The following is a 20725-nucleotide window of genomic DNA, read 5'->3' as shown; positions in this document are numbered from 1 at the left end:
GCGATCGTGCCGGGTTTCGCGGCACCGGCGCTGTCGCGTCGGCCATGTCGCCGGGTGCTCGGCTATCGCCGCGGCGCGGATTCCGTTTCGGCGGGCCGGATTCGGTAGAGCACGGCCAGCCCGGCGGCGGCGCCGATCGTGATGGTCAGCGCGACCCAGCCGGGAATGCTCTCGTCGACGGAGGTCGTGCCCGTCGGCCAGTGCCGCAGCCGGGTGGGAATGGACCACAGGATCGACGGCAGGTACAGCGCGCCGAGGCCGAGCACGGCGCTGGGCAGGTAGCCGACCCGCAGCGAACCGGCGGCGAAGCCCGCGACGGCGGTCAGCGCGAGCAAACCCGCCGTCCACGCGAACGCCCACGGGAACCGCTCGGCCACGGTGGCGAACAGGCAGATCACGGCCGCGCCGAGCAGCACGGCCCACGGGCTCGACCAGCGCAGCCCGGCCAGGATGGCGGCGGTGGCGACGAGCAGGACGAGCAGCAGATGCCAGCCGAGACTCGTCGCGTCGGCCAGCGAGTCGGCCGCGGCGCCCAGGCTGACCGCGATCAGCACGCCCGCGCCGTCGCGGCCGGGCAGCAGGGTGGCGGCGGCGAAGGCGGCGGCCAGGGTGACCACCACGGCCAGCGTGATCTGCCAGGTGTTGCCGTTCAGGTCGTCGAATTCGCGATCGAGCCAGTCGGTGGCGACCAGCAGCGTCAGCGCGAGCACGGTGGCGGCCACGATCGGGGTGATCGGCAGGTCGGCGGCGAGGCGGGGGATACCGGGCATCATGCCGTGCCGGTGCCGCAGGGTGTTCAGCGTCAGCAGGACGACCGCGGCGATCACCAGCCAGGCCGGGGTGTGCACCGACTTGCTTGCCGTGGCCGAGGTGTTCGAGCTGAACACGGCGACGACCTCGCCGTAGACGAACACCGTCACGACCCCGAGCAGGAAGCCGACCGCGGGCCAGCGCAAGCGCAGCGCGCAGATGCCGAGCGCGCCGAACAGCACGCCGCCGCAGAGCGAATCGATGTAGTTCTGTGTGGTGAGCACGTCGGTCGAGGTCATCGTCCGGCCGACGAAATAGTTGATCGCCAGGGCCAGCGCCCCGCAGGTGGCGGCCAGCCAGACCAGTCCGGGGCGGGTGATCGGCCGGGCCAGCACCGCCACGACGACGGCGACGATGAGCCCGAGCGCCGCCGCGCGCGGCACGCTGTTGATCAGGCTGGTGACCCGGTACGGCGAGTCGACCGACTCGGCGCCGAAGGTGAACGGCAGGAACAGCGACATTCCCGCCGCCGCGGCCCCGGCGAACGCCGTCACCGCGTCCAGACCATCCCGGATCTTGGGCACCTCTTCGACGATACCGGTGAACGCCGTCCCACCTGGGATATCACGATCGGATCGCCGGTACGGCTAGGGCGTGGCGGTGGGCGCCGGCTCGTCCGACCGGATCCGGTACAGCACCAGCAGCGCGGCCGCGCCGCCGATCGTGATGGCCAGCGCGACCCGGCCCGCCGTGGCTTCGGACACCGGGGCGGCGCCGGTCGGCCAGTTCCGCAGACCGGTGGGAATCGACCACAGGATCGACGGCAGGTACACCGCGCCGAGGCCGAGCACGGCGCTGGGCCCGTGGGCGACCCGGATCGAGCCGAACACGTACCCGGCGACCACGGCCAGCGCCAGCGCGCCTGCCGTCCAGGCGAACGTCCACGGCAGGCGGGCGGAGAACGTGACGAACACGCAGATGGCGGCGACAAAACACAGCGCGGCCCACGGCGAGGCCCACCGCTGCCCGGCCAGGATGCCCGCCGCCGCCGCGCCGAGCACGAGCACGATCTTCCAGCCCAGGCTCGGGCCGTCGATGACCGAGTCGCCCGCGGCCGCCAGGCTGACGGCGACCAGCACCCCCGCACCGTCGCGGCCGGGCAGCAGGGTGGCCGCGACGAACGCGGCGACGACCGTGACCGTCACCGCGAGCGCGATCCGCCAGAACCCCTGAGGTCCCTCGGCGAACTCCCGCTGCAGCCATTCGGTGGCCAGCAGCAGCGACAGCGACAGGACCGTCGCGGCCACGATCGGGATCATCGGCAGCTCGGCGGTGGCCGACGGCCCGGCGGGTGGCTTGATGGTGTGCCGGTGCCGGACGGTGTTCACGGCGAGCAGTACGACGGCGGCGATGATCAGCCCCGACGGACTGTGCACCGCCCGGTCCGTCGTCGTCAGCATGTTCTCGGTGACCAGCGCGATCACCTCGCCGTACACGAACACCACCACAGAGCCGAGCGCGAAACCGGCCGCGGCCCAGCGCAAGCGCAGCGAACACAGGCACAGGGCGCCGAAGATCACGCCGCCGAACAGCGCGTTCACATAGTTCTGGGTGGTGAGCACCTCGGCCGAGTCCATGGTGTGGCCGACGAAGTAGTTGAACCCCAGCGCCGCGGCGGCGCAGGCGGCGACCAGCCAGTCGAGTCCGGGCCGGATCAGCGCGGCGACGACGACGGCGACGATGAGTCCGAGGGTGGTCGCGCGGGGAACGCTGTTGGCCCACCCGGCGACCTGATAGGGGGTGTCGATCACCGTGCTGGAGCGGGAGGTGAACGGCACGAACAGCGCGATTCCCGCGATCGCGGCACCTGCGAACGCCGTGACCGCATCCACACCATCCCCGAACGTGGGCACAGTTCGACGATACTCGCCGAAAGGCCCGTCTAGCTGCGACGTTGTCGACGATTCGGGATCGGTCAGGCCCGGCTCTCGGCATACCGGCGCAGCGACTCGACCTGTTCGGGATCCAGCGACGGCCGCACGCTCGCCCGCGCGGTCGCGACGTCCTCGGCGGTGACGTCGGCGGCCGCCATATCGCGGCGCAGCGCCGAGAGCGCCGCCTCGCGCAGCAGGGCCGCGCAGTCGGCAGCCGAATAGCCGTCGAGGTCCTCGGCCAGGGCGGCCAGATCGACGTCGGCCGCCAGCGGCACCGAGCGACCCGCGGTGCGCAGGATGTCGAGCCGGGCCGCGGCGTCGGGCGGCGGCACGAACACCAGCCGGTCCAGCCGTCCCGGCCGCAGCAGGGCGGGGTCGATCAGCTCGGGCCGGTTCGTCGCGCCGAGGACCACCACATCGCGCAGCGGTTCCACGCCGTCGAGCTCGGTGAGCAGTGCGGCGACCACCCGATCGGAGACCCCGGAGTCGCTGCTCTGCCCGCGCCGTGGCGCCAGCGCGTCCACCTCGTCGAGGAAGATCAGCGACGGCGCCGAATCGCGGGCGCGCTGGAACAGCTCGCGCACCGCCCGCTCGGAGGAGCCGACCCACTTGTCCATCAGCTCGGCGCCTTTCACCGCGTGCACGCTGAGCTGACCGGTCCCGGCCAGCGCCCGCACCAGGAAGGTCTTGCCGCAGCCGGGCGGACCGTAGAGCAATACGCCGCGCGGCGGGTCGATACCGAGCCGGGCGAAGGAATCGGGATGCCGCAGCGGCCACAGCACCGCCTCGGTGAGCGCCTGCTTGGTCTCCACCATGTCGCCGACGTCGTCGAGGTCGAGCGAGCCGATCGCCAATTCCTCGGTCCCCGAACGCGACAGCGGCCGGATGACGTCGAGCGCGCCGATCAGATCGTCCTGCGCGAGTTCGGGCTCGGTCTGCTCCCGGCTGGCCCGCCCGGCCGCGCGCACCGCGGCCTCCCGGCACAGCGCGGCCAGGTCGGCCACGACGAAACCCGGTGTGCGTGCGGCGATCAGATCCAGGTCGAGCGTGCCGGCGGGCACCTTGCGCAGCAGCTGTTCGAGCAGCGCGCGCCGGACCACCGCCGTCGGCAGCGGCAGGGCGAGTTCGCGATCGCACAGATCCGGCGCGCGCAGGCGCGAATCCACCTGTGCCGGATGGGCGGTGGTGGCCAGCAGGGCGACGCACGGCGCGCGCATCGCGGCGCGCAGCTGATCGAGGACGAGCGTGGCGACCGGCTCGGCTTCGGCGGGCAGCAGCGCGTCGATATCGGTGATCAGCAGGATGCCGCCCTGACCCGAGGCGACGTCACCGACGGCCTCGGCGACCTCGCGCAGCCTGCTGCCGCTCTCCATCGCGCCGACACTGGGCCCGTCGAGCTCCACCACCCGGCGCGGCGCCGCCACCGCCCTGGCCAGCGTCGCCTTGCCGACCCCGGCCGGTCCGGTGACCAGCACACCCAGATGCGCCGGTGCCCCCAGCGTTTTCAGCAGCTCTGGCTCGTCGAGGGCCAGGCTCAGCCACTCCGACAGCTTGGCCGCCTGCCCCTGCACCCCGGCCAGTTCCTCCACCTGGATCGGCGCGCTGCCCGAACTCACCGACACCACGTCCGAGGGCAGGCCGTTCTGGCCCGGATCGGCGTCGCGTTCCATCGCGTGCATGATCGCGGCCGGGCCCCGGCCCCAGCCGACGGCCGAATTGGGTTGCACGCTCACCGGTCCCGGCATCGGATCGATCGCGGTGACGGTGAGCAGCTCGGTGGTCCAGGCGATGCCGAAGGCGCGCGAGAGCGCCTGGGTGGCGGCCGCCGAGCTGATGTCGGGGCCGAGATCGCGCGGCAGCAGCGACACCGTGTCGCCCACCGTCACGACCTTGCCGAGCAGGGCCTGGCGCAGCGTGGCCGCCGGAATACTGGCCGTCGCGTGCGCCGATCCGCTCAGCGAGATCTGCTTGGCGCCGTAGACCGTCACCGGCGCGACCGTCACCGCGGCGTTCTCCCGCAGCCCCACATTCGACAGCGTCACGTCGTCGAGCAGCGCCACGCCGGGCGGGGTGCCCGCCGGGGCCTTGGCCACCACCGCCGCCGTCCTGCGGGCGCCGGTCAGGCCGATGCCGTCCCATTCGCGCAGGCCGAGCGCGGTCAACGTCTCGGGGTGCAGGCGCACCACCCCGCGCCGGGCATCGGCCGCCGAAGGGTTGAGCCGGGCGGTCAGCGAGAGTTCAGCCACTGTGCCATTCTGCCGCGTCCCGGCGAATTCGCTCCGGCGATGAGCGATCCTTTGGCAGACCGCAAGGTCGAGGGGCGAAAGTGGCTGACATGACGAACCACCGCAACCAGCCGGTACGCTGCACCGGACGCGCCGGAGGTGCCGGCGCCGCGATCCACCGGGGAAAGCTGCAGATGAATCGAATCTCCCTCGTCGTCCTGGCTGCTGGGGCGTTGTGCTTGACGGTGGCCGGATGCGGTTCCGACGACACCGCCGACGCGAGCGGGCTGCGCAAGGGCACACCGACCTCGAGCGCGAGCGCGAGTGCCACCACCACGACCAAGGCGGGCGCGACGACGACGTCGAGCGCCGCACCCACCGCCGCCGCCACCGGCGCGAAGATCACCTGCGGTCAGTTCAAGGAACTCGACACCGACGGTGAGAAGCAGGCGATCGAGCAGATCCTGGCGGCCAACCCGGGCAGCCCCTTCGAGGGCAGCCCGAATGTGGCACTCGGTACCGCGAAGCTGGTCTGCCTCGCGCCGGGCAACGCCGACAAGACCGTCGCCGAGGCCGCCGGGATCACGCCGTAGCGCTGCTCAGTGGACCAGTGACTGCCAGTTCGCGGGCACCCGGTCGGCCGGTCCAGGCACGGACTGGCCGATCGGGTGACTGGTCGGCGCCGCGAGTTCGGGACCACCGCTGTACATCTCGCTGGTGGTGAAGTTGTAGAACCAGTCCTCGCCGGGCTCGTAGCTCTGCATGAACGGATGCCCGGTCGAGGCGAAGTGCTTCGACGCGTGCTGGCTGGGCGAGCTGTCACAGCAGCCGACGTGCCCGCATTCGGCGCAGCGGCGCAGATGCACCCACCAGCCCCGCGCGGCGTCGCACTCCTGACAACCGGCGCCACTCGGCGGGACGCTGGTATCGATACCTTCGAACTCTTCGGCCATCACTGATCTCCTGTGTTCGACGGGGTGCTGTCGTTGTCCGCCTGGGGATCGAGCGGCAGGCGGACGATGAAACGGGTGTCGCCCGGTTCGGATTCGACCCGGATGTCGCCGTTGTGCTTGTTGACCACGATCCGGAACGAGATGTCGAGGCCGAGTCCGGTGCCGTCACCGACCGGTTTGGTGGTGAAGAACGGCTCGAAGATCCGGCCCTTGGCCTCGGGCGCGATGCCGGGCCCGGTGTCGCCGATCTCGACGACGGCGCAATCGTTCTCCTTGTAGGTGCGCACCGTCAGGGTGCCGGCGCCGCCCATCGCGTAGACCGCGTTGTCGATCAGGTTGGTCCACACCTGGTTGAGTTCGGCGGCGAAGCAGGGGACCGGCGGCAGCGCGCGGTCGTAGTCCTTGACCACCTGGACGCCGTCGCCGAGCTTGCGGTTGAGCATCACCAGCGTGGAATCGAGCAGCTCGTGCAGGTCGACCACCTGGTAGGGCGCGCGGTCCATCTGCGAGTACTGCTTGGCCGCGCCGACCAGGGTGGAGATGCGGGCCGTCGAGTCGCCGATCTCGTTCATCAGCAGCTCGGTCTCGATGGTGTAGTTCAGCCAGCGGATCGCGCCCTCGAAGACCTGCGCCTGGCACGCCTCCAGGGTCGCGTGCACGCCCTCGAGCCAGTCGATGTCCAGGCCGGCCTGGACGAAGGTCGGCGCCAGGTTCCAGCCGTCGGCGATGCCGTGGTCGTCGAACCAGTCGGCGAGCGCGTCCTCCCGGTCGGCGGCCTCCAGCGGTGACAGATCGGGGGCCTTGGCGACCCGCTCGGCCGCCTGTTCCTGCAGGTCGACCAGGTGCACCAGCGCCTCGGGCGGGAACTTGCCGGTGGCCATCATCTTGAGCTTGTGCCGCATGCCCGCGACGCGTTCGCGCAGGCCCGCGGTGGCCCGCACCGCGGCGGCGGCCGGGTTGTTGAGCTCGTGGGTGAGCCCGGCCGAGAGCGAACCGAGCGCGAGCAGCCGCTCCCGCTCGGCGATCCGCTGGCTGGACTTCTGCCCGCCGTAGAACGCGCCCTCGAGCAGGTGCACCGCCATCGGGAACCAGTCCTTGACCATCCGCGCGAAATCGGCGGCCGCCAGCACCAGGAACCGCGAGCGCCGCTCGACGTACATCGAGCCCGCGTAGTCCTGGCTCACCTTGTCGCCGAGGTAAGCCATCCAGGCGCCCGCGTACACGCCGCGGTGGTCGGTGCGGTTGATCTCGATCTCGATGCCGCCGGACAGCTTCGTCAGCCGCACCGCGCCGTCGATCAGCACGTAGAAGCAGGTCGCCGGCTCGCCCTCGCGGTAGACCGGGCCCGGGTCGATGTACTCGATCCGGCCCGCCTCGCACAGCTGCGCGAGCTGGTCGTCGTCGAGCTTCTCGAACAGGAACAGGGTGCGCAGTTCGTTCGGATCGCAGATCAGCATGCTGTCGGTCATTCGCGCTGTCCTCTCATGCCAGATACCGGTGGACGAGCATGACCGCCATGGCGCCTTCGCCGACCGCGGAGGCGACCCGCTTGGCCGATTCGGCGTGCACGTCGCCTGCCACGAAGACGCCGGGGACGCTGGTCTCCAGGTGATGCGGTGGCCGGGGCAGTTCCCAGCCCGGCGGGCGGGCGCCGTCGACCATCAGGTCGGGTCCGGCCACCACGTAGCCCGCGTTGTCGCGGGTGACGACGCCGTCGAGCCAGCCGGTCTGCGGCGCGGCGCCGATGAACAGGAACAACCGCTGCGCCTCGACCTTGTCCTCGGTGCCGTTGCGGTTGTCGCGCAGCACGATCCGCTCCAGGTGATCGTCGCCGTCGACGCCGACCACCTCGGTCTCGGTGTGCACCACGATGTTCGGGATCTGCGCGATCTGCTGGATCAGGTAGTGCGACATCGATTTCTCCAGCGCGTCGCCGCGGACCACGATGTGCACGCGACGGGCGTTGCGCGACAGGAACACCGCGGCCTGCCCGGCGGAGTTGGCGCCGCCGACGATGTAGACGTCCTGCTCGGCGCACTCGGCCGCCTCGGTCATCGCCGAGCCGTAGTACACGCCGCGACCGGTGAATTCGTCGACGCCGGGGGCCGGATGACGCCGGTAGTCGACGCCGGTCGCGATCAGCACCGTGTGCGCGCACAGCGTGCCGCCGTCGGCGAAGCGCACCGTGCGCGCCGAGCCGTTGACCTCGAGCCCGACGACATCGCGGGTGGTGATGATCTCCGCGCCGAACTTGGTGGCCTGCCGCCGTGCCCGGTCGGCCAGCTGCGCGCCGGACAAGCCGTCGGGAAAGCCCAGGTAGTTCTCGATCCGCGAACTCTGCCCGGCCTGGCCGCCGGTCGCGGTGCGTTCCACCAGCACCGTGCGCAGTCCCTCGGACGCGCCGTAGACGGCGGCGCCGAGCCCGGCCGGGCCGCCACCGACCACGATCAGGTCGTAGAAGTCACCGCTGGGTTGCACGGTCAGGCCGACGTTCTCGGCGAGTTCGCTGTCGCTGGGCTGGATCAGGGCGGTGCCCGCCGCGGTGATCACCACCGGACAGGCCAGCGGATCGGCGCCCGCCGCCTCGAGCAGCCGCGCGCCTTCCGGCTCGTCGACCGGGTACCAGCGATACGGCAGCTGGTTGCGCGCCAGGAACTCCCGCACCTGCGAAGAGCGCGGCGACCAGCGATCGCCGACCACCTTCGTCTCGTGCACCGGGCGCTGCTCGGCACTGCGCCAGGCGTCGAGCAGGCCGTCGAGCACCGGGTAGAGCTTCTCCTCCGGCGGGTCCCACGGCTTGAGCAGGTAGTGGTCCAGATCGATGACGTTGATCGCGTCGATCGCGGCGTTGGTGTCGGCGTAGGCGGTCAGCAGGACGCGGCGCGCGTAGGGATGCAGGTCCATCGCCTGCTCCAGGAATTCGATGCCGTCCATGCCCGGCATCCGGTAGTCGGCGATCAGCACCGCGACCGGCTGGCCGCGCAGTTTCATCTCCCGCAGCGCCTCGAGCGCCTGCGGTCCCGACTCGGCCCGCAGGATCCGGTAGTCCGCGCCGTAGCGGCGGCGCAGATCACGCACCACCGCCCGGGAGACCCCGGGATCGTCGTCGACGCTCAGAATGGCCGGTTTGGTTACCGCTGGAGTGCTCACCAGAGAAGTATCCCCCTCCGCGGCGGTGCCGCGCCGTCGCGCGCGGTCAGAGCTGGTTGTGCAGCACCAGATCCAGTTCGCTGGGGGTGAGCAGGCGTTCGAGGCGTTCGTCGCGTTTGCGGCGGGTGAGGGCGGCGCGCAGCGCGGAGCCGTCCTCCGGCTCGATGGTCGGCAGCAGCGGGACGTCGTTGGTGTGCCTGCGTGGCAGGAAGGAGCGCATTTTCACGGCCGATCACCTCGAGTTGACGACGGGAACGCTGGGAGCTGAGCATCGTCGATCAGCAACGGCGATTAGCGAAGAGTTTGCCAGCATGTCCGAGTTGGTGCAAGCGGGACAGCGTGGACACGGCGAGCCCACCGCTCGGTGGCCTGCGCGGGGGCAGACCACCGTCGCGGTGGGCGAAGTTGCTGGTCGGGCTAGCGCCAGTCGGGCAGCGTGACAACCTGTGCGGCGTAGGACAGTCCGGCGCCGAAGGCGATCAGCAGGGCGGTGTCGCCCGGCTTCGACTCGCCCTTGCGTAGTAGCGCCTCCATGGCCAGCGGGATCGACGCTGCCGAGGTGTTGCCGGAGTCCTCGATGTCGTTGGCCAGCGCGCAGTCCGCGGGCAGGTGGAGCACCCTGGCCATGATCTCGATGATCCGGCCGTTGGCCTGGTGCGGGATCATCGCGTTCAGGTCCTCGGTGGTGAGACCGGCCCGGTCGATCGCGTCCCGGCAGACCTTCTCCAGTGAGTGCGCCGCCCAGCGGAACACCGCGGTGCCCTCCATCGCGAGGTAGGGGCGCACCGCGTCGGTGCCCTTCTCGTCGATCTCGGCGAAGAACTCCATCCAGTCCTTGTTCTGCCGGATGGCGTGGTGCTGGGTGCCGTCCGAACCCCAGACGGTCGGGCCGATGCCCTGGTCCTCGGCCGGGCCGACGACGACCGCGCCCGCGCCGTCGGCGAACAGGAACGCCGTCGAGCGATCGGTGAAGTCGACCGTGTCGGTCAGCTTCTCCACGCCGATCACCAGCGCGTTCTTCGAGGTACCCGCGCGCACGAGATCCGAGGCCAGCGCCAGGGCGTGACAGAACCCGGCGCAGCCCGCCGAGATGTCGAAGGCGGCGGCGCCGGTCATGCCGAGTTCGGTGGCGATCTGCGGTCCGATGGCCGGGGTGAGCAGCAGATGGGTCGACGTCGCGACGATGACGCAGTCGACCTCGTCGGCCGCCATGCCCGCCGCGGCCAGGGCGTCGCGCGAGGCGGCGACGCTCATGGTCTGGATGGTTTCCTCGGCCGAGGCGAAGCGCCGGGTCTTGATCCCCGATCTGGTGCGGATCCACTCGTCGCTCGAGTCGATCGGCCCCGCGACCTCGTCGTTCGTGACCACCCGAGCCGGGCGGTAGACGCCCAACCCGAGAATCGCGGTGTGCTCAGCCCCAGTCGTCTGGGCGATTCGAGCAGCCATGTTGCGTCTCCTATGTACCTGTCAACCTGCGGTCGCACCGCTGGGTGTACCCGAAGCATCGAAATCCGTCGCTCATCGCCCATGACTCCCGCGTGGACAACATGTGAACGGGCAGACATGAGGCTTCCTCATATTAGCGCGTTCGCTCGGCCGATTCGTGTCTTATGTCACAACTGGTCCGGGGTATACCTTGGAGACAAGGCGATTGCTCGCCGACCCATCGAGGGAACGAGGACACCATGCTTGGACTCGGGATAATCAGTTGGATCATCATCGGCGGCCTCGCCGGTTGGATTGCGAGCAAGTTCATGAAGACCGACGCGCAGCAGGGCATCCTGCTCAACATCGTCGTCGGCGTCGTCGGGGGTCTGCTCGGCGGATTCGTCCTCAGTCTCTTCGGCGTCGATGTCGAGGGGGCGGGCTGGATCTTCAGTTTCTTCACCTGTCTGGCGGGCGCCTGCGTCCTGCTGTTCCTGGTGAAGCTGTTCACAGGGCGTAAAGCGGCACACTGACCACGGGTGGATGCGGCGGGGTTCCCGTAAGGTGTGAACGCTTGCGTTGTCGTCACACCACGAAAGAGGGAGCCTGTGGCACGCCGCCCCACTCCGCCCGGCACGCCCGAAACCACCGGCGTCGGCCATGTCGTCGACCTGGTGCGGGCCGCTGTACCTCCGCTACACCCCGCCGGTCTGCCGTTCGTCGCGGCGCCGCTCGCGGTCGCGGTCGTCGGCGGACGGAACAAATGGGTGCGCCGGGCCGGTCTCGCCGCCGCTGCCGCCTGCGCCGCGTTCTTCCGGCATCCGCACCGGGTGCCGCCGAACCGGGTGGGCGTCGTCGTCGCGCCCGCCGACGGTGAGGTCGCTCTCGTCGACACCGCGGTGCCGCCCGCCGAGCTCGGCCTGGGCGATCAGCCGCTGCCGCGCGTCAGCATCTTCCTGTCGGTCCTCGATGTGCACGTGCAGCGCGTCCCGGTGTCCGGGACCGTGCGCGAGGTGCTGCATCAGCCGGGCAAGTTCCTCTCGGCCGACCTGCCCGAGGCCAGCGACGCCAACGAGCGCAACAGCATGGTGATCGACACCGCCGACGGCAAGCAGGTCGTGGTCGTGCAGATCGCCGGTCTGCTCGCGCGGCGCATCGTCTGCGACGCGCGCGCGGGCGACGTGCTCACCATCGGCGACACCTACGGCCTGATCCGGTTCGGCTCGCGGGTCGACACGTACTTCCCGGTGGGCACCGAATTGCTGGTCGCCCCCGGCCAGCGCACGATCGGGGCCGAAACAGTCCTGGCTGTGCTGGGATGATCGAACAGGCCGCCCGCCGCAAGCGCCCGCGCTCGGTGCGGTTGCTGCCGAGCGTCGTCACCATCCTCGCGCTGTGCGCCGGGCTGTCCGCGGTGAAGTTCGGGCTCGACGGCGAGCTGGACGTGGCGCTGGCCATGGTCGGCGCCGCCGCCGTGCTCGACACCCTCGACGGCAGGCTGGCCAGGATGCTCGACGCGACCAGCAAGATGGGCGCCGAACTGGACTCGCTCTCCGACGCGATCTCCTTCGGTGTGGCGCCCGCGCTGGTCCTCTATGTCACCCTGCTCGACGGCTACAGCGCGGGCTGGATCGTCGCCCTGCTGTACGCGGTGAGCCTGGTGCTGCGCCTGGCCCGCTTCAACACCCTGCTCGACGACGATTCCCGCCCGAACTGGGCGCGTGAGTACTTCGTCGGCGTGCCCGCGCCGGCGGGCGCGCTGATCGCCCTGGTCCCGATCGCGCTGAAGGTGCAGTTCGGGGACGGCTGGTGGGACGGCTTCGCCTTCGTCGCCGCGTGGACGATCTTCGCCGCGCTGCTGTGCGTGAGCACCATCCCGACGCTGGCGATGAAGTCGGTCTCGGTCGCCCCGCAGGCGGCCGCGGGTCTGCTGGTGCTGGTGGCGCTGGCCGCCGCCCTGCTGGTGACCTACCCGATCGTGCTGCTGCTCATCCTGGTCGGCCTCTACCTGGCGCACATCCCGTTCGCCTGGCGCTCGGCGCGCTGGGTCGCGGCGCGGCCGGAGACCTGGCAGCACAAGCCGTCCGAGCGGCGGGCTCAGCGGCGCGCGCAGAGCCGGATCCCGCAGATCCGGCGTCCGGCGATCCGCGGGTCGGCCCGGTTGCGGTTGCGTCGTCCGCGGGACTGAGTTTCGGCGGCCCGCGGGCCGCGAGGTTGTCGGCTGTCGGCGCGGTATCCGGGGAGCGGGATACCGCGCCGAATCCGGCATCGGTGGGTGCGTCGCCATGGCGGCGGAGATGAAGGGGGAAGCGTGGATTCCGACGAGGTCGAGGAGTTCCTCGGGCACCGGGCGCGATTGTTCGCGCTCGCGTATCGCATGTTCGGCGCCGCCGGTGAGGCCGAGGACGTGGTGCAGGAGGTGTATCTGCGCTGGGCCGCCGCCGACCGCGCCGAGATCGGCAACACCGAAGCCTGGCTGACCACCGTCACGGTCAATCTCTGCCGCACCGCGCTGGTCTCCGCCCGCGCCCGCCGCGAGACCTACGTCGGCCCGTGGCTGCCCGAACCCGTCCCGACCGGTCGCGGCGCCCTCGGCCCACTGGAGACGGTCGAGGCCCGCGAGTCGATCTCGCTGGCCCTGCTCACCGCGATGGAACGGCTCAGCCCGATCGAGCGCGCGGTCTTCGTGCTGCGCGAGGCGTTCGGCTACCCGCACGCCGAGATCGCCGCGATGCTCGACCTCACCGAGGCCAACTCCCAGCAGATCCTGCACCGCGCGAGTGGGCGGGTGCGCACGGGCAAGCAGCGCTTCGCCGTGCCCGCCGCGCACGCCCGCACGCTGATCGACCGGTTCCTGCTCGCCGCCTCGACCGGTGACCTCACCGCCCTGCGCGCGCTGCTCGCCGACGACGTGGTCTCCACCGCCGACGGCGGCGGCAAGATCACCGCGGCCCGGCGCCCGGTGCACGGCGGCGATCCGGTCGCGCGCTACCTCGTCGGCCTGAACAAGTTCCTCACCCCGGCGAGCTCGTTCTCGGTCGACGAGATCAACGGCGAACCCGCGCTGGTGGTGCGCGCGGACGGGGTCGTCGCGAGCTCGGTCATGCTCTTCGAGCTCGACGCCGACGGCCGGGTCGACGCGATCCGCATCGTCGTCAATCCCGACAAGCTGGGCTTTCTGGTCGCTGCCGAGGCGTGACCCGGATCACGTCCTCGACCTGTCAGGAAATCGCGGGCTGTCCGGTCTGGAGGGTGTCGGCATTGTCGAGAGGAGCCACACCATGACCGGGCAGCAGCAGCGAATCGTCGTCCTCGGCGCGGGCTACGCGGGACTCAGCGCGGCCCGCCGCTTGGCGCGCAAGGCACGCGACACCACGATCACGGTGGTCGATACGCGCGCGGAGTTCGTCGAACGGGTGCGGCTGCACCAGGCGGCCGCCGGCCAGTCGATCGGGCGCTGGGACCTGCGGGAGTTGCTGGAGCGCAAGGGCGTCGAGTTCGTGCGGGCGCGGGTCACCGCCCTGGATCCGGACGCGAAGCGGGTGTGGCTCGACGGTGAATGGTCGATGGGCTACGACACCCTCGTCTACGCCCTCGGCAGTGCCGCCGACCGCACGAGCGTGCCGGGCGTCGCCGAATACGCGCACTCCGTCGCCACGCCCGAGGATCTGCGTGCACTGCCCGCCGGTCCGGTGATCGTCGTCGGTGCCGGCTCGACCGGCATCGAGCTGGCGGCCGAACTGGCGGAGTCGCAGCGGGATTCGCGGGTCACGCTGCTGGGCTCGGAGGAGCCGGGCGGCTGGCTGTCGACCAAGGCCGCCGAACACATCCGCACCACGCTGACCGGACTCGGCGTCGAGATCCGGTCCGGCGTCAAGGTCGGCGAGGTGCTGCCCGACGGTGTCCGCCTGGTGGACGGCACCGTGCTCTCCGCCGCGGCCGTCGTCTGGACCGCCGGTTTCACCGTGCCCGACCTGGCCTGCCGTGCGGGCCTCACCGTCGACGAACAGGGCCGCATCCGCACCGACGCGACCCTGCGCTCGATCTCCCACCCCGACGTCTACGCCGCGGGCGACGCCGCGCTGATCGACGGCCCCGGCGACCGCCCCCTCCGGATGGCCTGCGCGACCGCCCTGCCCGCGGGCTCCTACGTCGCCACGGCGATCGTCGCCAGGGCGGGCGGCGCCGAGCCGAAACCGATGACCTTCCGCTACCAGTTGCAGTGCATCAGCCTGGGCCGCCACGATGCCGTCATCCAGTTCCTCGACGCCGACGACAGCCCGGCGAACCGTGTCGTCCGTGGGCGCGCCGGTGCCTGGGTCAAGGAGCGGATCGTCCGCATCGCGGGCCGAGCGGCCGGTCTGCGCTGAGCGAATGGGGGCGGAGCCGTTTGTCCGCCCCCGATCGTGCTCGGATGCCGATGGGCTCTCGTCACGGGATCGGCCTGGGATGTTCCACTACGACGAGATGGTCTGAGGTGTCCCTTCGCGGCCGCCCGAGCGTCCGAGTGGGGCAGGGTTCCTCCTGAGTGCTCCGACGAGTGACCCGATCCAGGGGACGACAGCGAGCACGCCGAGCACGATCAGCCACGGCACCCGCCACCACCAGCGCAGATCCAGCTCGCCCGCGGCTGGTTCCGTGGTGAGCGGTCGAGCGGTCGACGACCACACCACGAACGCGTCCCCGATCGGCACCAGCCCGAAGGCGTACCGCTTGGAGCCGGGCAGATCCACCGGCAGTCCCAGCAGTTCGCCCTCGGCGCCGAGCGCGGCGGCCAGCTCGTGGTCGCCGTTGACCCGGGCGGCCCCGAGCCCGACCACCGTGGCGGACAGGCTGATCCCGGCGACCAGCGGCCCCGAATCGACATCGCCCGGCTTGTCCACGCCGCGCGGGTACTCGCGCAGCGCGGGTCCGAATCCGCCAGGGTAGGTGAGGAACTGGTCGCGGAACAGGCGGTATTGGTCCCGGGCGAAGTCGGCGTCGAGTTCCGGCAGGAACCGCAGGATCACCGTCTGCGAGGTGGCCCGCGCACCGTCGAGCTGGGTTCCGTCCGGCGTGACGTCGTGCGGCAGCAGACCGGTGGCCGGGTCGAGGTGCGCCCGCGCCGCGGCGAGCCACCGGGTGGTCACCGCGCCGAATCGCTCGCCGAACAGCCTGTCGTGCAACCGCAGCGACGCGACCGCCACGGTGGAATCGACCGGCCACGCCTGCCCGTGATAGGCCTGCAGGAACGGTGTCTCCGACGCCTCGAACGCCGCCGCGATCTCCGCGCTGTGCGCGGCGAACCGCTGCACCTCGGCGGGATCGCCGGCATCGAGCGACAGGATCGCCCCGCGCAACCAGTTGGTCCACCCCGCCCAGAACACCCCGTACGCGGGCCGCAGTGCCGGGCTGAACACCGCCCGCCCGTCGGCCGACTCCACTCGTCGCAGTGCCCAGCGGGATTCGCGCAACGCCTGCTCGCGCAGACCCGGATCGGTGCGCGCGGCCTGCACCCACGACAGCCCGTAGAGCGCGTTCAGGAAGAAGTGCCCCTCCGGAAATTGGCTCTGCGCGGCGACATCCGCCCCGTCGTCGAGAGCGTCCCGGAGGAACGCCAGCTGCCGCTCGGTCGACCCGGGCTGCGCGTCGATGCCCGGCTGCGGCCACAGGAACCGGCCGAGGCCGATCACACAGGCCAGTGTCACGACGATCCCCACGATGCGCAGCGCCCACCGGGCCGTGCGCCGAAATCTCCCCATGCGGACATGGTGCCATCGACATGTCGTCAACCAATGGTTGACGAGAGTGAATCGTCAACTTAGAGTTGACGCATGAGCACTTCGAACATTCGCCTCGACGACCTGATCGACGGCATCAAGAAGGCCCGTCCCGACAACGTTCTCGACCAGCTCTCCGACGCCGTGGTGGCCGCCGGCCATCTCGGCGAGGTGGCCGACCACCTCATCGGCCACTTCGTCGACCAGGCCCGCCGCTCCGGCGCCTCCTGGACCGACATCGGCGTCAGCATGGGCGTCAGCAAGCAGGCCGCCCAGAAACGCTTCGTGCCCAAGCAGCCCGGTGACGCGGCGGCGATGGACCCGCAGGCCGGGTTCGCCAAGTTCACCGACCGGGCGCGGCAGGTCGTGGTCGGCTCCCAGGAATCGGCCAGGTCCGCGGGCAACAACCAGATCACCCTCGGTCATCTCATTCTCGGGTTGATCGATCAGTCCGAGGGCCTGGCGGCCAAGGAGATCGTGGCCAGGGGCGTGAGTTTGGACGCGGTCCGCGCGGCCGCCCTCGCCGCGCTGCCGCCCGCGACCGACGACATCCCCGCGCTCATCCCGTTCGACGGTGACGCCAAGAAGGCGCTGGAGCTGACCTTTCGCGAAGCGCTGCGCCTCGGTCACAACTACATCGGCACCGAGCACATCCTGCTCGCGCTGCTCGAGCAGGAGAACGGCACGGGCGTGCTCAGCGGCCTCGGCCTGGACAAGGCTGTGGTAGAAGCCGAGCTCGTCGAGCTGCTGAACCAGTTCCTGGCCGCGGCGGAGTACGAGTCCTGAGGCGGCGGACGCGCCCGGCGCGGTCCTCCCGTCGGGCGCGACCTTGCACTCTCACTACCCGAGTGCTAAAAATGGCTTTGGCACTCACGTCTGTTGAGTGCCAGGTCGGGACGGTGAGATCGGGATCCATCGACACCCTCGGTCGTCCGTCGCGGGCACCGCACCTGGCCAGCGTACTTTGGGGCGATCCAACCTGTGGTCGTCTCGTGTGTCAGCCATAGACATGTGGAGGATCTCAACGCAATGGCCAAGACAATTGCGTACGACGAAGAGGCCCGTCGCGGTCTCGAGCGGGGTCTGAACGCCCTCGCCGACGCTGTCAAGGTGACGCTGGGCCCGAAGGGTCGCAACGTCGTGCTCGAGAAGAAGTGGGGCGCCCCCACGATCACCAACGATGGTGTGTCCATCGCCAAGGAGATCGACCTCGAGGACCCGTACGAGAAGATCGGCGCCGAGCTGGTCAAGGAAGTCGCCAAGAAGACGGATGACGTCGCCGGCGACGGTACGACCACCGCCACCGTGCTCGCCCAGGCGCTCGTGCGTGAGGGCCTGCGCAACGTCGCGGCCGGCGCCAACCCGCTGGGCCTGAAGCGCGGCATCGAGAAGGCCGTCGAGGCCGTCACCGCCAAGCTGCTCGACACCGCCAAGGAGGTCGAGACCAAGGAGCAGATCGCTGCCACCGCCGGTATCTCGGCCGGCGACGCGTCCATCGGTGAGCTCATCGCCGAGGCCATGGACAAGGTCGGCAAGGAAGGCGTCATCACCGTCGAGGAGAGCAACACCTTCGGTCTCCAGCTGGAGCTCACCGAGGGCATGCGCTTCGACAAGGGCTACATCTCCGGTTACTTCGTGACCGACCCCGAGCGTCAGGAAGCGGTCCTCGAGGACCCGTACATCCTGCTGGTGTCGTCGAAGATCTCGACCGTCAAGGACCTGCTGCCGCTGCTGGAGAAGGTCATCCAGGCCGGCAAGCCGCTGCTGATCATCGCCGAGGACGTCGAGGGCGAGGCCCTGTCGACCCTGGTCGTGAACAAGATCCGTGGCACCTTCAAGTCCGTCGCCGTCAAGGCCCCGGGCTTCGGTGACCGTCGCAAGGCGCAGCTCGCCGACATCGCCATCCTGACCGGTGGCGAGGTCATCAGCGAAGAGGTCGGCCTCTCCCTGGAGACCGCCGGTCTGGAGCTGCTGGGCCAGGCCCGCAAGGTCGTCGTCACCAAGGACGAGACCACCATCGTCGAGGGCGCGGGCGACGCGGAGGCCATCAAGGGCCGCGTGGCGCAGATCCGCACCGAGATCGAGAACTCGGACTCGGACTACGACCGTGAGAAGCTGCAGGAGCGCCTGGCCAAGCTGGCCGGCGGTGTCGCGGTGATCAAGGCCGGTGCCGCCACCGAGGTCGAGCTCAAGGAGCGCAAGCACCGCATCGAAGATGCCGTGCGCAACGCCAAGGCTGCCGTCGAAGAGGGCATCGTCGCCGGTGGTGGCGTGGCCCTGCTCCAGGCCGCCCCCGCGCTGGACGGCTTCAGCGGCCTGTCGGCCGACGAGGCCACCGGTGTCAACATCGTGCGTGTCGCGCTGTCGGCCCCGCTGAAGCAGATCGCCTTCAACGCCGGCCTCGAGCCCGGCGTCGTCGCCGAGAAGGTCTCCAACCTCCCCGAGGGCGAGGGCCTGAACGCCGACTCCGGCGTCTACGAGAACCTGCTGGCCGCCGGCGTTGCCGACCCGGTCAAGGTCACCCGTTCGGCCCTGCAGAACGCGGCCTCCATCGCGGCCCTGTTCCTCACCACCGAGGCCGTCGTCGCCGACAAGCCGGAGAAGGCCGCCCCCGCGGGCGACCCCACCGGCGGCATGGGCGGCATGGACTTCTGATCCCCCCGGATCACTTGTTCCCGCAAGTCACCGAAGGCCGGTCCACTCCCCGAGTGAACCGGCCTTCGGCCTGTCCGGCGCAGGCTCCGCACCGGCGGGTCGGCTAGCCTCGGGGGTGTGGGGGACATGAACCCCGGCGACGGCTGCTCGATGTCGAAATCCGGTGCGAACTACTCCGACGTGAAGTTCTTCAACAATGTGATCGACGGGGTCAAGGTCGCGATCGGCGCAGTCCTGCTGTGGGCAGGCTGCTCAGCTCTGATCGACCTGGCGAAGAAGGGCCCGGCTCGGTAATCCGGTGGTGCGGTGAAGCCCTCACCCCACCGGGGTCAACCGCAGTCTTTCGGCGAGTTCGTTGAAGATGTAGAAGTTGGGGATGGTGCTGACGGGGGTCAGGGAGATCCACATGCCGGCGAGTTTGATGCGGATGTGACCGCTGCGGGCGTCGATGAGCTGGATGTTCTCCCAGGGGAAGGCCTCGCCGTTGTAGGTGAGGGCGTCGAGGGAGAGGGCGAGCTCGCCGAAGGCGACGGTGTCGCCGTTGTCGATGGCGGCGACGGCGGCGGGGAGTTGGGTTGCGGTGACGGCGGATTGGATGGCCCTGGCCCATTCGCGGGCGCGGGCGAAGCCCTCCTCGTCGACGGTGGCCTCGACGCCACCGGGGCCACTGAGCTCCAGGTAGTACGACACCGGCATGGTGTCGTGGAACGGGATCATCTGCTGGCGGACTTCGGTGCTGTCCCAGCGGAATCCGGCGACGCGCTGGCCGGAGCGGTAGACGGTGACGCCGTGGTCGAACAGGTCGATGCGGGCGGCGCGGTTCTGCCGGTTGAGGATGCCGCGGCGAAACGCCAGCAGCACCGGGACCGCGGCGATCGTCAGCAGCGCGACACCACCCTGCCAGGCGCCGACGGCCGTGCAGATGACGCCGATGGTGGCGATGCTCCCCGCGACGATGCCGCAGCCGCGCACGAACGTGTCGTCGGCCGGGGTCGCGAGGAAGGTGTCACGGTGCGCGCCGAGGTGCTGATACTCCGCCATCAGGTGTATCAGCTGGGTCAACGGCACGGTATGCCGGGCTTCGGCTACGTCCTCCGCCCTGTTCGGAGTGATCACTCGTCCCTCCATGAGGCGTTTTCATCCGCGGCGAAGCGTATTCGACGAGGCCGAATACCGCCACTGGTGCATCGACAATCGTCGCCTCGATCCCGAAATCGGCTGCTACGCGGGGTGAACGCGCTGTCAATCCGACTGATTCGGAGCCGCCGGATCGAGCAGCCGGAGCAGCACGGCGTCGACCAGTTCGTCGGTGGCGGGCAGCGTCCCCGGCGCGACCCTGGCCAGCTGATTGAACCCGTGATAGATGCTGACGGCGACCGCCGCGCGGGTGGCCGCCTGCGGATCGGGCACCCCGAGCAGCCGCAATTGCGCGGCGACGTAGGCGATCCGGCGTTCGGCGACCCGGCTCATCGCGGCGGCGACGGCGGGCTGTTCCACCGAAGCCAGCAGCGCGAGGTCTTCCCTGCCGTGCGCGGCGTAGTCGATGACATGGGTGAACAGCTGCTGCAATCGTTCGGCGGGCCCGGGCAATTGCTCGAGCTCGTCGATCACGTCCTGCGTGCCGCGCAGCTCCCACCGCGCGAGAACGGCGTCGACCAGCGCGGCCCGGTCCTTGAAGTGCCAGTAGAAGCTGCCCTTGGTCGCGCCGAGGCGCTTCGCCAGCGGCTCGACCGCGACCGCGGCCAGGCCGCCCTCACCGAGGGCTTCGAGCGCGGCCTGTGCCCAGTCGTCGGCGGTGAGCCTGCGCCCCGCCGACTTCGCGTTCTCCTCTTGCGGCATTCACATACGCTACCGTATGGTCGAATCCATACGGG

Annotated in this window: 20 protein-coding genes; 9 read left to right on the top strand and 11 right to left on the bottom strand. The window is 70.3% G+C overall.

The features are described 5' to 3' along the window. Positions 1–62: 62 nt before the first annotated feature. The 3 genes from AB0L91_RS09730 to AB0L91_RS09720 all read right to left on the bottom strand — a co-directional run bounded on the left by AB0L91_RS09730 (position 63) and on the right by AB0L91_RS09720 (position 4930). Positions 63–1334 carry a hypothetical protein gene (locus AB0L91_RS09730; protein WP_365008686.1) on the bottom strand — a complete coding sequence of 424 codons (1272 nt, stop codon included), beginning with the start codon at positions 1332–1334 and terminating at the stop codon, positions 63–65. Between the two features lie 63 nt (positions 1335–1397). Beyond that, entirely contained in the window at positions 1398–2663 is a 1266-nt protein-coding gene (locus tag AB0L91_RS09725; protein WP_365008683.1) for a hypothetical protein, read from the bottom strand. Between the two features lie 62 nt (positions 2664–2725). Then, a complete protein-coding gene (locus tag AB0L91_RS09720; RefSeq protein ID WP_365008681.1) occupies positions 2726–4930 on the bottom strand; it encodes an AAA family ATPase in 2205 nt (734 codons plus the stop codon). Positions 4931–5103: 173 nt separating this feature from the next. On the opposite strand from AB0L91_RS09720, the gene AB0L91_RS09715 reads away from it, so the two are divergent. Further along, entirely contained in the window at positions 5104–5502 is a 399-nt protein-coding gene (locus AB0L91_RS09715) for a hypothetical protein (RefSeq protein ID WP_357342364.1), read from the top strand. 6 nt (positions 5503–5508) lie between these two features. Here AB0L91_RS09715 and AB0L91_RS09710 read toward each other — a convergent pair whose 3' ends face one another. From AB0L91_RS09710 to AB0L91_RS09690, 5 genes are all read right to left on the bottom strand, one after another. Next, on the bottom strand, positions 5509–5862 hold the full coding sequence (locus AB0L91_RS09710; protein ID WP_355274360.1) for a UBP-type zinc finger domain-containing protein: 354 nt from the start codon (positions 5860–5862) through the stop codon (positions 5509–5511). After that, positions 5862–7331, bottom strand: a complete 1470-nt coding sequence (locus tag AB0L91_RS09705) for an ATP-binding protein (protein ID WP_357342367.1) — start codon at positions 7329–7331, stop codon at positions 5862–5864. Before AB0L91_RS09705 ends, AB0L91_RS09710 begins: the two co-directional genes overlap by 1 nt. Before the next feature lie 13 nt (positions 7332–7344). After that, positions 7345–9012 (bottom strand): FAD-dependent oxidoreductase, encoded by a 1668-nt coding sequence (locus AB0L91_RS09700; RefSeq protein WP_357342369.1) that lies wholly within the window; start codon positions 9010–9012, stop codon positions 7345–7347. Between the two features lie 46 nt (positions 9013–9058). Beyond that, entirely contained in the window at positions 9059–9238 is a 180-nt protein-coding gene (locus AB0L91_RS09695) for a hypothetical protein (protein ID WP_355274354.1), read from the bottom strand. A gap of 191 nt (positions 9239–9429) precedes the next feature. Next, positions 9430–10458 (bottom strand): beta-ketoacyl-ACP synthase III, encoded by a 1029-nt coding sequence (locus tag AB0L91_RS09690; protein ID WP_365008674.1) that lies wholly within the window; start codon positions 10456–10458, stop codon positions 9430–9432. Positions 10459–10697: 239 nt separating this feature from the next. Here AB0L91_RS09690 and AB0L91_RS09685 point away from each other — a divergent pair, with 239 nt between their 5' ends. The 5 genes from AB0L91_RS09685 to AB0L91_RS09665 all read left to right on the top strand — a co-directional run bounded on the left by AB0L91_RS09685 (position 10698) and on the right by AB0L91_RS09665 (position 14807). Continuing rightward, positions 10698–10970, top strand: a complete 273-nt coding sequence (locus AB0L91_RS09685) for a GlsB/YeaQ/YmgE family stress response membrane protein (RefSeq protein WP_355274349.1) — start codon at positions 10698–10700, stop codon at positions 10968–10970. Positions 10971–11045: 75 nt separating this feature from the next. Further along, entirely contained in the window at positions 11046–11759 is a 714-nt protein-coding gene (locus AB0L91_RS09680) for a phosphatidylserine decarboxylase (protein WP_365008671.1), read from the top strand. After that, complete coding sequence (locus AB0L91_RS09675; protein WP_355274344.1) at positions 11756–12625, top strand: phosphatidylcholine/phosphatidylserine synthase; 870 nt, start codon at positions 11756–11758, stop codon at positions 12623–12625. Before AB0L91_RS09680 ends, AB0L91_RS09675 begins: the two co-directional genes overlap by 4 nt. Before the next feature lie 123 nt (positions 12626–12748). Continuing rightward, positions 12749–13636, top strand: coding sequence for an RNA polymerase sigma-70 factor (locus tag AB0L91_RS09670; protein ID WP_365008670.1), 888 nt, complete (start codon positions 12749–12751; stop codon positions 13634–13636). 82 nt (positions 13637–13718) lie between these two features. Next, positions 13719–14807 (top strand): FAD-dependent oxidoreductase, encoded by a 1089-nt coding sequence (locus tag AB0L91_RS09665; RefSeq protein ID WP_365008668.1) that lies wholly within the window; start codon positions 13719–13721, stop codon positions 14805–14807. A gap of 87 nt (positions 14808–14894) precedes the next feature. Here the strand turns inward: AB0L91_RS09665 and AB0L91_RS09660 are convergent, their stop codons facing one another. Further along, on the bottom strand, positions 14895–16178 hold the full coding sequence (locus AB0L91_RS09660; protein ID WP_365008667.1) for a hypothetical protein: 1284 nt from the start codon (positions 16176–16178) through the stop codon (positions 14895–14897). 72 nt (positions 16179–16250) lie between these two features. Between AB0L91_RS09660 and AB0L91_RS09655 the strand changes: the two genes are divergently transcribed. From AB0L91_RS09655 to AB0L91_RS09645, 3 genes are all read left to right on the top strand, one after another. Continuing rightward, positions 16251–16982 carry a Clp protease N-terminal domain-containing protein gene (locus AB0L91_RS09655; protein WP_355274333.1) on the top strand — a complete coding sequence of 244 codons (732 nt, stop codon included), beginning with the start codon at positions 16251–16253 and terminating at the stop codon, positions 16980–16982. A gap of 243 nt (positions 16983–17225) precedes the next feature. Continuing rightward, positions 17226–18851, top strand: coding sequence for a chaperonin GroEL (groL, locus tag AB0L91_RS09650; protein WP_355274330.1), 1626 nt, complete (start codon positions 17226–17228; stop codon positions 18849–18851). A 117-nt stretch (positions 18852–18968) separates the two neighbouring features. Further along, a complete protein-coding gene (locus AB0L91_RS09645; RefSeq protein ID WP_365008665.1) occupies positions 18969–19145 on the top strand; it encodes a hypothetical protein in 177 nt (58 codons plus the stop codon). Between the two features lie 21 nt (positions 19146–19166). Here the strand turns inward: AB0L91_RS09645 and AB0L91_RS09640 are convergent, their stop codons facing one another. Then, positions 19167–19967, bottom strand: a complete 801-nt coding sequence (locus AB0L91_RS09640) for a DUF6585 family protein (protein ID WP_365008662.1) — start codon at positions 19965–19967, stop codon at positions 19167–19169. Between the two features lie 126 nt (positions 19968–20093). After that, the gene (locus AB0L91_RS09635; RefSeq protein WP_365008660.1) at positions 20094–20690 is read right to left on the bottom strand and encodes a TetR/AcrR family transcriptional regulator; all 597 of its coding nucleotides are present in this window, start codon (positions 20688–20690) and stop codon (positions 20094–20096) included. Positions 20691–20725 lie beyond the last annotated feature (35 nt).

Origin of the sequence: Nocardia sp. NPDC051833, from assembly GCF_040681225.1 — a bacterium.
Taxonomy (GTDB): domain Bacteria; phylum Actinomycetota; class Actinomycetes; order Mycobacteriales; family Mycobacteriaceae; genus Nocardia.
Note: the sequence above shows the minus strand (reverse complement) of the source record. Positions and strands in the feature narration are given on the sequence as shown.